Here is a 15,448-nt window from a genome sequence, read left to right on the forward strand (position 1 = left end):
GGGCGGCCGCCATGGACACATCGCCTCGTCATTGGAGATCGTTCATGCGGGCCGCTTTCGCCGCGCTTATCCTGCTTTCCGCCGTACCGGCCGTCGCCCAGGTCGCGGCCGGGCGGTTCAATCCGGCCGCGCCGGAGAATCGGCAGGTCGTGGCGGCCTTCACCTATGCCAGCGTCGAAAGCGTGCTGACCCAGATCGGCGCGCGCTTCGAGCGGCGCGGCACGGCGGAGCGCCCGGCGCTCGCCGTCACCTTCCCGAACAACCGCCAGGCGGCGATCCTGTTCGGCAGCTGCGAGGCGCAGGGTTGCAAGGCGATCAGCATCCAGTCGGTCTGGACCCGGCCGGAGGCGCTGCCGCCCGAACGGCTGGCCGCCGGCATCCAGACCTTCAATCAGCGCTACGCCTTCTCGCGCGGCTTCGTCACGCAGGACGGCCGCCCGGCGCTGCAACGTTACCTCACCGCCGATTACGGCTTCATCCGCGGCAATCTCGCGGTGAACCTGCTCGTCTTCGCCAATCAGGCCGAGCGGTTCGCGGTCGAGGTGCTGCGGCCGGCGCCGGCAAGCGCGCCGACCCGGCCACAGCCCTGAGCGCGCTTACAGGTGCTCGATCAGATAGTCGGCGCTTGATACGCTGAACGCACCCGGCTCCTCGACGTTCAGCTCCTTGACGGTGCCGTCCTCGACGATCGCCGACCAGCGCTGGCCGCGTTCGCCCATGCCGAACTTGCTGGCGTCCATGGTGAGGCCGATCGCGCGGGCGAAATCGCCATTGCCGTCGGCCAGCATCGTCACCTTGCCGTCGGCGCCGGCCTGCTTGCCCCAGGCGCCCATCACGAAGGCGTCGTTGACCGCGACGCAGGCGATCTCGTCCACGCCCTTGCCCTTGATCTCGCCGGCTTTCTCGACGAAGCCGGGCAAATGACGCGCCGAGCAGGTCGGGGTGAAGGCGCCGGGCACGGAGAAGAGCGCGACCTTGCGGCCGGCGAAATAGGAATCGGTATCGACCGGCTCCGGGCCGTCCGTCGTCGCCTTGATGAGCGTGCTGCTGGGAATGCGGTCGCCGACCTGGATCGTCATCTCTTGTCTCCTTGTGCCTCGGGCTATGGGCCGGTGCCTTAGCAAGCCGGTTGGCCTTGAGATAGGGGCGCGGGGCTGGGCCGCAACCGGTCGGCGGACTATATCGGTCGGATGGACGCACCCCGTTTCATGACCGGCCAGTTGCTGCTCGCCATGCCGGGCATCGGCGATCCGCGTTTCGAAAAGGCGGTGATCGCGATGTGCGTCCATGACGAGGAGGGCGCGCTCGGCATCGGGCTGGGGCGGGTCATCCCCCGGCTGGGCCTGCACGCGCTGTTGAAGCAGCTCGACATTGAACCCGGCGAAGCGCCCGACGTCGCCATCCACCATGGCGGCCCGGTCGAGCCGCAACGCGGCTTCGTCCTGCACAGCGCCGATTGGGGCGGGGAGGATTCGGTCCAGGTCGCGGACCGCTGGGTGCTCTCCGCCACGCTCGATATCCTGAAGGCGATTGCGGCGGGGAAGGGGCCGTCGCGCTGGGTCGTGGCGCTGGGCTATGCCGGCTGGGGCCCCGGCCAGCTCGACGACGAGCTGGCCCGTCACGGCTGGTTCGTCACGCCGGGCGACGATCGCCTGCTCTACGATTGCCATGTGGAGTCGCGTTGGGCGGAGGCGTTTCGCGGCGCTGGCATCGATCCGCGCCTGCTCGCCGCGGAATCGGGCACGGCCTGAACTTTTTTCGGCCGGGATGTCACATCGCCCGGCCCTGTTTCGTCTTGAGTGCATGCGCAATCCCAAGATGAAAGGATTTGAGATGAACCCGAGACTGAACCCCTTCGAAGCCGCCCGCAAGGCGATGGGGAGCTGGCTGACCTACAGCCAGAACGCCGCGGCCGACGGGCTGGAGACGCGCCTCGTCCATCTGGTCAAGATTCGCGCCTCGCAGCTCAACGGCTGCGCCAACTGCCTCAACATGCACACCCAGGAAGCCCGCAAGGACGGCGAAAGCGAGCAGCGCCTCCATGTGCTCGCCGCTTGGCACGACGCGCCCTTCTTCTCCGATCGCGAGCGGGCCGCCTTGGCCTGGACGGACGCGCTGACCCTGCTGCCGCTCAAGGGCGCGCCGGACGATGCGACTTACGCCCGGCTCGCCGCCCAGTTCAGCGAGGAGGAGCAGGTGAAGCTCACCTTGGTGATCAACGCGATCAACGGCTGGAACCGCCTCGCGACCGGCTTCCGGTTGTTCCAGCCGGATATCGCGGCCGCCAGGGCGGGCGCAGCGGTGGCATGACCGCCGGCACGGACGCCTCCGGGGATGCCGCGGCGAGCTTCGCGCCGCTGCGGCCCGTCCTCTCGCGCATCGCCTATCGGATGCTCGGCTCGCTCGCCGACGCCGAGGACGCGGTCCAGGAGGCGTTCGTGCGCTGGCTCAGGACCGATCGCGACGCCGTCCGCAATCCCGAGGCGTTCCTGCGCCGCATGGTGACGCGCCTCTGCCTCGATCAGCTCAAGTCCGCCGCCCGCCGCCGCGAGCTCTATGTCGGATCCTGGCTGCCCGAGCCGGTGGTCGAGGCGGAGGAGGCGCCCGGCACCGACGAGGAGGTGACGTTGCCCTTGTTGATGGCGCTCGATCGCCTGTCGCCCCTGGAGCGCGCCGCCTTCCTGCTCCACGACGTCTTCGACGTGCCGTTCGAGGAGATCGCCGCGACATTGGAGCGCACGCCCGAAGCGTGCCGCCAGCTCGCCGCCCGGGCGCGCGGCCATGTCCGCGCCAGCCGCCCGCGCTTTCCGGTGCCGAAGGAACGCGGACTGGAGATCGCCGCCGCCTTCTTCCGCGCCTCGCGGGAAGGGGACATGGCGGCGCTGAAAGACATGCTGGCCGAGGACGTGGCGGTCTATTCCGACGGCGGCGGCAAGCGGGTGGCCGCCTGGCGCCCCTTCTTCGGCATCGAGGAGGTGACGAAGGTGTTCGCCGCCATCGCCCGGCTGCTCAGGCGCGGCCGTTACACCCTGATCGGCTATCGCACGATCAACGGCCTGCCGGGTTTCGTCACGCGCGAAGCGGACGGCATCCTCCAGACCACCGCCTTGCTGATCGAGGACGGCCGCATCGCCGGCATCTATGTCGTGCGCAATCCGGACAAGCTGCGGCATCTGGAACCCGAGGCGGGTTGAAATCCGAGCATATAAAGATATCTTTATATTTGCATCCGCGTCGCGCTCCGGCTAGGGGCGGCGCGAGGTCGCCCGTGCGCGGCCCTTTGGCTTTTCAGGAGATTGTGACGTGGCGACCCAGGCCCAGACTTCGTTCGACGATTATGTGATCCGCGACATTTCCCTCGCCGATTTCGGCCGCAAGGAGATCGAGATCGCCGAAACCGAGATGCCCGGCCTGATGGCGCTGCGCGAGGAATTCGGTTCCTCGAAGCCGCTGACCGGCGCCCGCATCACCGGCTCGCTGCACATGACGATCCAGACCGCCGTGCTGATCGAGACGCTGGTCGAGCTGGGCGCGGAAATCCGCTGGGCGTCCTGCAACATCTTTTCGACCCAGGATCATGCCGCCGCCGCCATCGCCGCGCGGGGCATCCCGGTCTTCGCCGTGAAGGGCGAGACGCTCGAGGAATATTGGGATTACGTCACCCGCATCTTCGATTGGGGGCAGGACGAGACCTGCAACATGATCCTCGACGACGGCGGCGACGCCACCATGTTCGCGCTCTGGGGCGCGCGGGCCGAAGCCGGTGAGGCTTTGTTCACGCCGGCCAACGAGGAAGAGGAGGTCTTCGTCGCGACGCTGAACCGCTTCCTGAAGGAGCGTCCGGGCTATCTCACGAAGACCGTCGCGGCGATCAAGGGCGTCTCCGAGGAGACCACCACCGGCGTCCACCGCCTCTACGATCTCGCCAGGCAGGGCAAGCTCCCGTTCCCGGCGATCAACGTCAACGACAGCGTCACCAAGTCGAAGTTCGACAATCTCTACGGCTGCAAGGAATCGCTGGTCGACGCGATCCGTCGCGCCACCGACGTCATGCTGGCCGGCAAGGTCGCCTGCGTCGCCGGCTTCGGCGATGTCGGCAAGGGCAGCGCCGCCTCGCTCCGCAACGGCGGCGCCCGCGTCCTCGTGACCGAAGTCGATCCGATCTGCGCGCTGCAGGCGGCGATGGAAGGCTATGAGGTCGTGACGATGGAGGAGGCCGCCCCGCGCGCCGACATCTTCGTCACCGCGACCGGCAATATGGACGTCATCACGCTCGATCACATGCGCGCGATGAAGAACATGGCGATCGTCTCCAACATCGGCCATTTCGACAGCGAGATCCAGATCGCCGGCCTCGCCAACATGAAGTGGACCGAGATCAAGCCGCAGGTGGACGAGGTCGAATTCCCGGACGGCAAGAGGATCATCGTGCTGGCCAAGGGCCGCCTCGTGAACCTGGGCTGCGCCACCGGCCATCCCAGCTTCGTGATGAGCTCGTCCTTCACCAACCAGGTGCTGGCGCAGATCGAGCTGTGGACGAAGGCCGAGACCTACAAGAACGAGGTCTATGTCCTGCCCAAGCATCTCGACGAGAAGGTCGCTGCGCTGCATCTCGACAAGCTCGGCGTGAAGCTCAGCAAGCTCAGCCAGCGCCAGGCCGACTATATCGGCGTGCCGGCCGAAGGTCCGTTCAAGCCGGATCATTATCGCTACTGATTTCCTTCCGGCGCGGCTCCGGCCGCGCCGACGCGGGAGATGGCCTTTGACCTCGCCATGGCCTTGCGCCAGAACGCGGGCCAATTGCTTGCGAGGGACGGATGCAACTCAGTCTCCAGGATGCGGAGCGGCTGGCGCGCAACGGCGCGGCGGCGTTGCAGGCGGGCAGGGCGATCGAGGCGCGGCGGGATTTCGAGCAGGTCTCCGCCGCGGGCCTCGCCAATGCCCAGATCTGGCTGCTGATGGCGCATGCCTGCCGCCTCCTGGACGATGCCGCCGGAATGGAAACGGCGGCGGACGAAGCGCTGCGCCTCGATCCGCGCAATGTGCGGGCGCTGATCCTGAAGGGGGATTGCCGGTACAGGGCGGACGACATGCGCGCGGCGTCGAGCTTCTATATCGCCGCTGCCAAAGCCGCCGGCGAGAGCGCCTCCCTGCCGCCGGACCTCGGAACCGAGCTGGCGCGCGCCGATCGGATCTCGCGCGAGATCGCCCGGGGCTATCGCCGGCAGCTTGAGGCGCATCTGGACGGGGCTGGCTTCGGCGAAGGCACGCGCAGCCCCCGCTTCGAGGAATCGCTCGCCATCCTGTGCGAGGAGAAACAGGTCTATCTCCAGAAGCCGTCCGCTTATTATTTCCCGCGCCTGCCGCAGATCCAGTTCTACGAGCGGGAAGCCTTTCCCTGGGTTGCGGCGATCGAAGCCGCGGCGCAGGACATGCGGTCCGAGCTCGCGGCCGCGCTTGCCGAGGACGGGTTGTTCACGCCGTACCTGAAGGCGCGAGAGAACCGGCCGAGCAACGATTTTCACGGCCTGCTCGACAATCCGGACTGGAGCACGCTCTATCTGTGGGAGAATGGCGGCCCGGTCGAACGCAATGTCGCGCGTTTCCCGAAGACCTATGCGGCGGTCCGGCAGGCGCCGCTGCCCTTCATCACGACCCGCGCGCCGTCCATCTTGTTCTCGATGCTGAAGGCCGGTGCGCGCATCCAGCCGCATCACGGCATGATCAACACCCGGCTGATCTGCCACCTGCCGCTGATCGTTCCCGAAGGCTGCGGCTTCCGGGTCGGCAACGAGGCGCGGCAGTGGGAGGTGGGCAAGCTGCTCATCTTCGACGACACGATCGAGCATGAAGCGTGGAACGACAGTGACGAGGATCGCGTGATCCTGATCTTCGATGTCTGGCGCCCGGAGCTGACCGAAGACGAATGTCGCGCCGTCACCGCGATCTTTGAGGCGATCGACGGCGTCTGAAACGCTTTCGGCAATGCTGGCCGGGTCGCCGCGGCGAAGGTCGCGGTTTCGTTCGTGCCGCTTTCGTCGTCGTTCGCGCACGGGAAATGCGGAGGGCCGCGGCCCGCCTGAATGTGGCATTAATGTAACAGATCGGAAGTTAGTGCGTCCACAGGCGCACTTCGGATTGCTTTTCACATCAGGGCTGCGATGCTCCGAAGGCTAAAGTATTTGCTTGGGGGATACATATATGCGCCGCACCCACGCCCGAATTCTGGGTACCGCCTCTCTTTTCGCACTGGCTCTGACGAGCTTTCCGGCCGCCGCCTACGCGCAGGACACGGACGAGGATCCGCCCGCTGCCGAGGAAACCCAAAGCCAGTCTGAACAGACCGGCTCCGGCGGCACCATCGTCATCACCGGTTCGCGCATCGTGCGCCCGAACCTGGATTCGACCGTTCCGATCACTTCGGTGAGCGCCGAGGACGTGATGAGCACCGGCGACGTCTCGCTGGGCGATCAGCTCAACGAGCTGCCCTCGCTGCGTAACACGTTCAGCACCGGCAACTCGACGCGCTTCATCGGCACGGCCGGCCTCAGCCTGCTCGATCTGCGCGGCCTCGGCACGGAGCGCACGCTGGTCCTGGTGAACAACCGGCGGCATGTGACCGCGTCGCCCGGCGGCTATTCGGTCGACGTCAACACGATCCCGATCGATCTGCTCGAGCGGATCGACATCATCACGGGCGGCAACTCGGCCATTTACGGTTCGGACGCCGTGGCCGGCGTCGTGAACTTCATCACGCGCCGCGATTTCGACGGCATCCGCGTGCGTGCGCAGTCCGGCATTTCCGAGGAAGGCGATCGCGCGACGCATTTCGTGTCGGCCACCGGCGGCCACAATTTCGATTCCGGTCGCGGCAACATCGCCGTCTCGCTGGAATATGCCAAGACGGACCCGCTCTACTTCGTCCAGCGCGACAACATCACCGGCGCCTATTCGGGCCGTTGTCAGTTCAACCTGGTCCAGAACACGGCGGGCGAGCCGGCGTCGGGCGCCAACGGGCCCGATCAGGAGTTTCTCTGCGGCGTCCGCAACAACGCCATTTCCGACGGCGGCACGATCGGCACCTTCGCCAACGGCAACGCGCTGCGCTTCGGGAGTGACGGCAATCTCTTCATCGACGTGCCGGATCGTTTCATCGGTTCCTTCACCGGCAACGTCATCGGCGGCGACGGCTCGACGCTGCGCAACACCGGCCAGCTGGCCGCGGGTGTCACGCGCTACACGGCGAACCTGCTGGCCAATTACGAGGTCACGCCGGCCTTCCGCATGTTCCTGGAGGCCAAGTTCGTCCGCGTCGAGACCATCCAGGAAGGGCAGCCGAGCTTCTGGCAGGGCAGCGTCCCCGCCTTTTTCGGCGGCGGCTCGAACATCCGCTGCAACAACCCGTTCCTGACCGCCTCGTCGCTGGCGACCTTGCAGTCGTTCGGCATCTGCACCAACGTTGCGGCGGGCACGTTCAACATGTCGCGCTTCAACGTCGATTTCGGCGGTCGCGGCGAGCTGGGGCAGCGCGACACCTATCGGTTCGTCGGCGGCTTCGACGGCGAGTTCCTCGACAACTGGCGCTACGAGATTTCGGTGAATTACGGCCGGCTCGAAACCGAACTGGATTCGCTGAACAACCTCGTCCTGTTCGATCTCGCCGGCAATCCGGACGGCTTCCTGCTCGCGCTCGATGCCGTGCGCAATTCCGCGGGGCAGATCGTCTGCCGCGTCAACGAGATCACGGTCACGCGGCCGGACTGCGTGCCGATCAACGTGTTCGGCTGGGGCGCCCCCAGCCAGGCCGCGTTGGACTTCGTCAACACGACGGCGTTCCGCGAGCAGCGCGCGACACAGTTGCAGCTGCTGGGCTTCGTGTCGGGCAATTCCGGACGCTGGTTCGAGCTGCCCGGCGGACCGATCGGCTTCGCGCTCGGCGTCGAATATCGGCGGGAAACCGCGTTCGCGCGCTGGGACGACCTGACGGCGAGCGGCGGCACCTTCCTCAACGCCATCCAGCCCTTCACGCCGCCGGCGGAAGAGGTGCTGGAAGCGTTCGGCGAGCTTCGGCTGCCGATCCTGCGCGATCTTCCCTTCGCGCATGAGCTGACCATCGAGGGCGCGGGCCGCGTGTCCAATTACGAGCTGGGCAGCACGGGGACGGTGTGGGCCTACAATATCGGCGGCATCTGGTCGCCCGTGAGCGATATCCGCTTCCGCGCGAACTATTCGACTTCGGTGCGCGCCCCGACGCTGGGCGATCTGTACTCGCCGCAGTCGCAGAATTTCGCGTTCATCGCGGATCCGTGCGATTCCCAGAACATCGGCAACGGTCCCAATCGCGCGGCGAACTGCGCGGCGGCCGGCGTTCCGGCGACGACCAACGCGGCCCTGGCGGCGATCTGCGCGAGCAGCCCGTTCCCGGTGGCCGTGGGCGATCCGTTCGTGAACTGCACGGCGCGGGCGTTCTCCACGTCCTTCCTCCAGGGCGGCAACGACACGCTGACGGAAGAGCGCTCGAAGAGCCTCACCATCGGCGGCGTCCTGCAGCCGCGCTGGATCCCGGGTCTGGCGATCACGGTCGATTATTATGACATTTCGATCGACAACCTGATTTCCACCCTGACCGCGCAGACGATCATCAACCAGTGCTATGACGCGCCGGGCGGCATCAACAATCCCTTCTGCGCGATCGTCTTCCGCGATCCGGCGACGGGCCTGTTCGATTCGACCGTCGCGACCATCGCGGGACCGGTGAACTTCGCGGCGTTCGATGCGCGCGGCATCGATTTCGATGTCAGCTACCGGCGGACCTTCTCCAACGGTCATCGGCTGAGCATCCGCGCGATCGCGACCCGCATCCTCGAGCTGACGGCGTATCTGAGCCCGAGCGATCCGACGTTCGGCAACCGGTTCCGCAGCGAGGTGGGCGATGCGAGCTGGCAGGCGTCGCTCCGCGTCGGCTACGAAATGGGGCCGATCGAGATGAACTATCAGCTCCGTTATATCGGCCGCCAGACGATCGGCACCTACGAGCAATATTTCGAGTTCCAGGGCCGTCCGCCGACGAACGCCGATGCCACCGCGGAAATCTGGTATCCGGACGTGTTCTATCACAACATCCGCCTGGGCTACCGGATCAACGAGCGGTTCACTTTCTATGGCGGCGTCGACAATATCGGCAATCGCCAGCCCCCGCTCGGCCTGCTCGGCACTGCCGGCGGCGATCCGTTCGATACGATCGGCCGGTTCTTCTACGCCGGCGTGAACATCAACTTCCGCTAAGCCGCGGACGTTTCGCAACCATTCGGGGCGGGCCTTCGGGTCCGCCCCTTTTTTTGATTTTCCGGGCCGCGCACGATCGGCTTCCGAAAGCCGGAAGCGGCGGGTAGACAGGGCATATGCCGCCCACACCGCCTGCCGCGCCGCGCTGCCCGTGATCGCGCTTTCGACGCTCACCGCGATCGCGATCGCGATCGGTACTGGCGCCTGGCTGGCCCTGGCGCTGTGGGCGACGCTGCGTGCCCGGACGCGCGCGGCGCGGGCGGAGGCGGTGCTCGCGGACAATCGCCGGCTCGCCGCCCTGCTCGGCGCCGGGGCCGCGCTGCCCTTGCTGATCGACGCCGACGGGCGGCTCGACGGCTCCGATCGCCTCGCCGGCGCGCTTGGCCTCGATGTCTTGCCGGAGACGTGGCGCGATCTCGCCGCGCCCGGCGGCCCCTGGTCGGCCGAGGACGCCGCCTTGCTCGAAGCCGGGATCGCCGCGGCGGCGGTCGGCGACCGGTTCGGCGCGACGCTGCGACCGCAGGGCGGGCAGCGGACCTTCCGGATCGAGGCCGGCCCGGCCCCCGCCGGCTGCCCGGTCGGCGCGGCCCTGCTCTGGTTTCACGACGTCACCGAAGCCGAAGGGCAGGGCGCCGTGCTGCGCGCCCGGCTGGAGCGGCGCACGGCCGCGCTGGAGGCGCTCTCCCGCCTGATCGAGGTCGCCCCCTTTCCGGTCTGGCATCGCGGGCCGGACCTGACGCTCGCCATGGTCAATTCCGCCTATGTGTCCGCGGTCGAGGCGCAGGACGCCGCCGCCGTGGTGCGCCAGGGCGTCGAGCTGATCGACGAGGCGGACGGGCAGAGCCCGCGCCTCGACGCCGCCGAGGTGCGCGACCGGCAGCAATCGGCCCACCGCACCGTCCCCGTCACCATCGCCGGCCAGCGCCGGATGATGCGCGTCGTCGAGGTGCCGCTGGGCGATGCCGGGGTCGCCGGCTATGCGATCGACGTCGAGGATCAGGAGGAGGCGCGCGCCGAGCTGGTCCGCTTCGTGCGCGCCCAGCGCGACATGCTGGACCGGCTGTCCGCCGGCGTCGCCCAGTTCGGCCGCGACCGCGGCCTGATCTTCTTCAACCAGCCCTTCGCCCGCCTCTTCTCGCTGCCCGCCGATTTTCTCGCCGACCGGCCGGAATTCGATCGGGTGATCGACGCGATGCGCGAGGCCGGCAAGCTGCCCGAGGTGCGCGATTTCCCCGAATGGAAGGCGGAGCGGCGCGAGTGGTTCATCAGCGGCCCGGGCGCCGACGAGGAGGACTGGCTGCTGCCCGGCGGCAAGCATCTGCGCGTCGTCGCCCAGCCGCTCCCCGACGGCGGCCTGCTCACCATCTTCGAGGATCGCACCGAGCAGATCCAGCTCGCCTCGGCGCGCGACACCTTGCTGCGCGTCCGCTCCGCCACCTTCGACAATCTGTTCGAGGCGATCGCCGTCTTCTCCTCGGACGGGCGCCTCAGCCTGTGGAACAATCGCTTCCGCGAGCTGTGGGGCTTCGAGGAGGCGGTGCTCGCCGCCCATCCGCGCATCGATGCGATCACCCCGCATCTCGCCGCGCGGCTCAAGCGCGCCAACCATGCCGGGCTTGTGCGCGAGCTGGTGCGCAGCGCCACCCAGGAGCGTAAGCAGCGTTCCGGCCGGGTCGGGCTGATCGACGGGCGCGAGTTCGAGTTCGCCTCGGTGCCGCTGCCGGACGGCAACGCGCTCTTCATCATGCTCGACATCACCGACAGCCGGAAGGTCGAGGCCGCCCTGCGCGAGCGCACCGACGCGCTGGAGGAGGCGGACCGGCTGAAGACCGCCTTCGTCTCCAACATGAGCTACGAGCTGCGCACGCCACTGACCTCGATCGGCGGCTTTGCCGAGATGCTGGCGGCGGGCTATGCCGGCGCGCTGCCGGACCAGGCGACGGACTATGTCGCGGCGATCCTCGACAGCGTCGCGCGCCTGGGCGTGCTGATCGACAATGTGCTCGATCTCACCCAGAGCGACATGGGCAGCCTGCTGCTCGCCGAGGACGAGGTCGATCTCGCCGCCTTGTGCGAGGAGACGGCGGCGGCGGCGCGCGATCAGGCGAAGAGGAAGAAGATCGGCCTCGTCGCCGATATCGATCCGGGCGTCGGCATCGTCACCGGCGACATCCGCCGGCTCGGCCAGGCGCTCGGCAATCTGGTCGACAATGCGCTGCGTTACACGGACGAGGGCGGCCAGGTGGAGCTGCGCGCGGAGGGGGATGCGCGGGAGGCGCGTCTCATCGTCGCCGACAATGGCCGGGGCATCGCGCCCGCCGATCAGGCGCGCGTCTTCGATCGCTTCCACCGCACCGCGGACGGCCGCACCGAGGATGCCGCCGCGGTCGGGCTCGGCCTGCCGCTCGCCCGTCAGTTCGTCGAGGCGCATGGCGGCGAGATCGCGCTGACATCGACGCCGGGGAAGGGCACCGTCATCACCATCCGCCTGCCGCGCACCACCAGCCAGCAGGCCGATTATTCCGCAGGGGACGAAGCGGAGTGAAAAACCCCGGCCATTTCCGTCATTCCGGCGAAGGCCGGAATCCATCTTCTCCCTTTCCTCTGCGTCTCTGCGTCTCTGCGCGCATTAAGAATTGGTTCGCGCAGAGACGCAGAGATCGCAGAGAAGAAAGGTGGATTCCGGCCTTCGCCGGAATGACGGTTGTCGGCTTCGCTCCGGCCCGCGACCTGCGATGATCCCGCTCCCGATCCCCGAAGCCACCGAAGCCTTCGGCGCCTCGCTCGCACCCCTGCTGCGCCCCGGCGACGTGATCGCGCTTTTCGGGCCGCTCGGTGCGGGCAAGACGACGCTGGCGCGGGGGCTGCTGCGCGGGCTGGGCCATGAGGGCGACGTGCCGAGCCCGACCTTCGCCATCGTCCAGCCCTACGATCCGCCGACCGTGCGCCTGCCCGTCGCGCATGTCGATCTCTACCGGATCGAGCGGCCGGAGGAGGTGGAGGAGCTGGGCTTGGATGATCACCTCGCCGTCGGCGCGCTGCTGATCGAATGGCCGGAGCGGTTGCCCCGGCTCTGGCCGCAAACGCTTCGGCTGACATTGACGGCTGCTGGCGCCGCGCGCGCCTTGACAGCCGGGGTGCCGCCCGCTTGGGGAACGCGGTGGCCGCCGAGATGATTCCCCCGGAATATGCGCCTGCCTTTCTCGCCGCCTGCGGCTGGGGAGGCGCCGAGATTCGCCCGCTCACCGGCGATGCCAGCTTCCGCCGCTATTTCCGCGTTCACAAAGGCGGAGAGACCGCCGTCCTGATGGACGCGCCGCCGCCGCACGAGGATCCGCGCCCGTTCGTCGCGGTCGCCGAATGGCTGTGCGGGGCGGGCCTGTCCGCGCCGGCCATCCTCGGGCGAGATCTCGATCGGGGCATGCTGCTGCTCGACGATTTCGGCGATGCGCGGTTGCGCGAAACGGCGGATGCCGCGCCGGAGCGGGAGGCGGAGCTCTACACGCTCGCCGTCGATCTGCTCGCCCATCTCCATGCCCGCCCGCCTATGCCGGGGCTCAAGCCGCACGGGCTCGATCTGTGGCTGGCGGAGATCAGCCTGTTCCTCGATTGGTATTGCCCGGCACTGGGTCTTGAAGTGGACCGCGACGGCTGGGACGCCGCCTGGCGCGATGTGCTTGTGCCGGTCGCGCAGGACGGGCTCGGCCCGGTGATGGTGCTGCGCGATTTTCATGCGGAAAATGTCATGCTGGTCGCCGGGCGCGGCGGGCTGCGCCATTTCGGCCTGCTCGATTTCCAGGACGCGGTGACCGGCCATCCGGCCTACGATCTCGTCTCCGTGCTGGAGGATGCGCGGCGCGATGTTTCCCCCCACATCGAACGGGACATGATCGATCTCTATATGAAGAAAATGGGGCAGGGCGCTGATTTTGAACGCGCTTATTGGGCGCTGGCGGCGCAGCGCAACACCCGCATCATCGGCGTCTTCACCCGCTTGTGGAAGCGCGACGGCAAGCCGCATTATGGCGGGTTCCAGCCGCGCATGTGGGGCCTGCTGGAGCGCGATCTGACGCATCCCGCGCTTGCGCCCGTGCGGGCCTGGTTCGATACGAACGTGCCCGCTGCGGCGCGTGCCGCCGCTTGGGCGAAGGGGCTGCCGGCATGAGCCGCTACAGGAAGCCGCTGGCGCTGCGGCCCGATCCGGGCATCGCCGTGCCCGCGACCGCCATGGTGCTCGCCGCCGGGCTGGGCAAGCGCATGCGCCCCTTGACCGCGACCCGGCCCAAGCCGCTGGTCGAGGTCGCCGGCAGGGCGCTGATCGATCATGCGCTGGACCGGCTGCGCGCGGCGGGCGTGGCGAAGGCGGTGGTCAATGTCCATTACCTGCCCGGCGCGATCGAAGCCCATCTGAAAAATCGCGTGAAAGACATTGAAATCGCGATATCGGATGAGCGCAAGAAATTGCTCGAAACGGGCGGCGGTCTGGTCAAGGCGCTGCCGCTGATCGATGCCGATCCCTTCCTGGTCGTCAATTCGGACAATCTGTGGGTGGACGGGCCGGTGGATGCGCTGAAGCTGCTCGCTTCCGCCTGGGACGATGCGAAGATGGACGCGCTGCTGCTGCTCGTCCCGCTCGCCCGCGCCAATTGCCATGCCGGGCGCGGCGATTTCCACATGAGCGCGACGGGCAAGCTGCGCCGCCGCAAGCCGCACGGCGTCGCCCCCTTCGTCTATACCGGCATCCAGATCGTCTCGAAGCGGCTGTTCGAAGGCGAAGTGCCGGAAGGGCCGTTCAGCACCAACCTCCTCTGGGACCGCGCGATCGCGGCCGGCCGCTGCTACGGCGCCGTCCATCAGGGTCTGTGGTTCGATGTCGGCCGCCCCGAAAGCATCCGCCGGACCGAGGACATGCTGCGCGAAGGCTGAGTCGCCGCCGATTGACCGCCGCCCGTTTCGGGCGCAGCTTCGCCCTGTCGGGGGATGGGGGCGGCATGCTGAACAGGCTTCGTTTGAATCCGCGCAGGATCATGCTGGGCGGAGCGGGACTGGCGGGCGCGGTGGCGCTGCTGGTCCTTTATCTCGGTTATCGCCACGATCTGTACATCGACCGGATCGTCGCGGAGGGCCGGCTGGCGCAGGGCGAATATCTGGGCCGCAGATATGGCAGCTGCTCGAGCGGAGAGGGCTGCGAATCCGACGAGATCCAGGTGTCCTACCAGGTGGACGGTGTCGCCTACCGAACCTCGATGTTCGTCACGCCGGGGCACCGCTCCGAAGCGATCTTCCAGCCGGAGGTCATCCGCATGCCCCGGCTGGGCGAGGAGCGCCTCTTTCAGGTCGTCTACCTGCCCTCCGACCCGTCCGTCGCCCGGCTGCGCGCGGACATCTCCAAATCCGACATCGCGGTCTACGGAACGGCGGGCATGTTCCTCCTCGTCTCGCTGGTCTTCGCGGCCGTCGCCCTGTTCGCCTTGCCCCGGGAGGAGGGCGGACACTAATTCCCCTCCCTGCAAGGGAGGGGTTAGGGGTGGGTGCGAGCGCAGCGAGCCATTGACGAAGCCGCGGGAGCGCCTTCGGCGCCACCCACCCCCGGCCCCTCCCTTGCAGGGAGGGGAGGAACGTCCGCAACGGGTCGATTCCCGACTGGCCGTTTTAAGGCCGCAAAGCCCGCGCAATAGCCGCGTTTTCCTTAGGGGCGGCTCCTTGCCTGCTTGTCGATCAGCACGGCCTGTTGCCATTGGCTGGGCGCCTTGTCGGTGCGGTGAATGCAGCCCGCCCAGCAGCAAGGCCGCTTCTTGCCCTCCAGCAGCTCCTCGCAGGTCCGCGCGATGCGGCGTTGCCGCGTCTGTGCCTGTTTCGCGTCCTCAACCCAGCAGATGAACTCGTTCCGGCCGAGCGGCGTGAGCTTTTCCCAAAGCGTCAGCAGGTCCGGATCGGCCCGAATCGCGGCTTGCAGGTCCTCGCCCGCCTCGTGGACCGTGCCATGCGAAAAGGCGCTCGTCACCAAACCTCCTGCCATGCTCATATGGGCCGAATGCCGCGATGCCCCGAAAATGGCACCTTGGAAGCTGGCACTTGGGAGAAGGAATGTCCATCACGGGTCGAAAGCGAACCCCGCGGCCCGCTGGCAATGTAGGAAATCCTCTGTCACGCTCGCCCCCTG

General features: G+C 67.7%; 14 protein-coding genes. 12 read left to right on the forward strand and 2 right to left on the reverse strand.

The window, feature by feature from the left end; genetic code table 11:
* The first annotated feature begins 44 nt into the window (after positions 1-44).
* Entirely contained in the window at positions 45-590 is a 546-nt protein-coding gene (locus KF780_08400) for a YbjN domain-containing protein (GenBank protein MBX3561820.1), read from the forward strand.
* Positions 591-596: 6 nt separating this feature from the next.
* Here KF780_08400 and KF780_08405 read toward each other — a convergent pair whose 3' ends face one another.
* A complete protein-coding gene (locus KF780_08405; GenBank protein ID MBX3561821.1) occupies positions 597-1,079 on the reverse strand; it encodes a peroxiredoxin in 483 nt (160 codons plus the stop codon).
* A 111-nt stretch (positions 1,080-1,190) separates the two neighbouring features.
* Between KF780_08405 and KF780_08410 the strand changes: the two genes are divergently transcribed.
* From KF780_08410 to KF780_08460, 11 genes are all read left to right on the forward strand, one after another.
* On the forward strand, positions 1,191-1,751 hold the full coding sequence (locus KF780_08410) for a YqgE/AlgH family protein (protein ID MBX3561822.1): 561 nt from the start codon (positions 1,191-1,193) through the stop codon (positions 1,749-1,751).
* Positions 1,752-1,833: 82 nt separating this feature from the next.
* On the forward strand, positions 1,834-2,310 hold the full coding sequence (locus KF780_08415) for a carboxymuconolactone decarboxylase family protein (protein MBX3561823.1): 477 nt from the start codon (positions 1,834-1,836) through the stop codon (positions 2,308-2,310).
* Entirely contained in the window at positions 2,307-3,194 is an 888-nt protein-coding gene (locus tag KF780_08420) for a sigma-70 family RNA polymerase sigma factor (GenBank protein ID MBX3561824.1), read from the forward strand. Before KF780_08415 ends, KF780_08420 begins: the two co-directional genes overlap by 4 nt.
* 109 nt (positions 3,195-3,303) lie before the next feature.
* Positions 3,304-4,716: an adenosylhomocysteinase gene (gene ahcY / locus KF780_08425; protein MBX3561825.1), complete on the forward strand. Its 1,413-nt coding sequence runs from the start codon at positions 3,304-3,306 to the stop codon at positions 4,714-4,716.
* A 101-nt stretch (positions 4,717-4,817) separates the two neighbouring features.
* Positions 4,818-5,972, forward strand: coding sequence for an aspartyl/asparaginyl beta-hydroxylase domain-containing protein (locus tag KF780_08430; GenBank protein MBX3561826.1), 1,155 nt, complete (start codon positions 4,818-4,820; stop codon positions 5,970-5,972).
* A 229-nt stretch (positions 5,973-6,201) separates the two neighbouring features.
* Positions 6,202-9,285: a TonB-dependent receptor gene (locus KF780_08435; GenBank protein ID MBX3561827.1), complete on the forward strand. Its 3,084-nt coding sequence runs from the start codon at positions 6,202-6,204 to the stop codon at positions 9,283-9,285.
* 151 nt (positions 9,286-9,436) lie between these two features.
* Positions 9,437-11,830 (forward strand): PAS-domain containing protein, encoded by a 2,394-nt coding sequence (locus KF780_08440; GenBank protein MBX3561828.1) that lies wholly within the window; start codon positions 9,437-9,439, stop codon positions 11,828-11,830.
* A 190-nt stretch (positions 11,831-12,020) separates the two neighbouring features.
* Positions 12,021-12,461 carry a tRNA (adenosine(37)-N6)-threonylcarbamoyltransferase complex ATPase subunit type 1 TsaE gene (gene tsaE, locus KF780_08445; GenBank protein MBX3561829.1) on the forward strand — a complete coding sequence of 147 codons (441 nt, stop codon included), beginning with the start codon at positions 12,021-12,023 and terminating at the stop codon, positions 12,459-12,461.
* A complete protein-coding gene (locus KF780_08450; GenBank protein MBX3561830.1) occupies positions 12,458-13,450 on the forward strand; it encodes a phosphotransferase in 993 nt (330 codons plus the stop codon). Before tsaE ends, KF780_08450 begins: the two co-directional genes overlap by 4 nt.
* Entirely contained in the window at positions 13,447-14,211 is a 765-nt protein-coding gene (locus KF780_08455; protein ID MBX3561831.1) for a nucleotidyltransferase family protein, read from the forward strand. Before KF780_08450 ends, KF780_08455 begins: the two co-directional genes overlap by 4 nt.
* A gap of 65 nt (positions 14,212-14,276) precedes the next feature.
* Entirely contained in the window at positions 14,277-14,783 is a 507-nt protein-coding gene (locus tag KF780_08460) for a hypothetical protein (protein ID MBX3561832.1), read from the forward strand.
* Positions 14,784-14,974: 191 nt separating this feature from the next.
* Here the strand turns inward: KF780_08460 and KF780_08465 are convergent, their stop codons facing one another.
* Positions 14,975-15,304, reverse strand: a complete 330-nt coding sequence (locus tag KF780_08465) for a YdeI/OmpD-associated family protein (protein ID MBX3561833.1) — start codon at positions 15,302-15,304, stop codon at positions 14,975-14,977.
* Between the last annotated feature and the right edge of the window lie 144 nt (positions 15,305-15,448).

Origin of the sequence: Sphingomonas sp., from assembly GCA_019635535.1 — a bacterium.
Lineage (GTDB): Bacteria > Pseudomonadota > Alphaproteobacteria > Sphingomonadales > Sphingomonadaceae > Allosphingosinicella.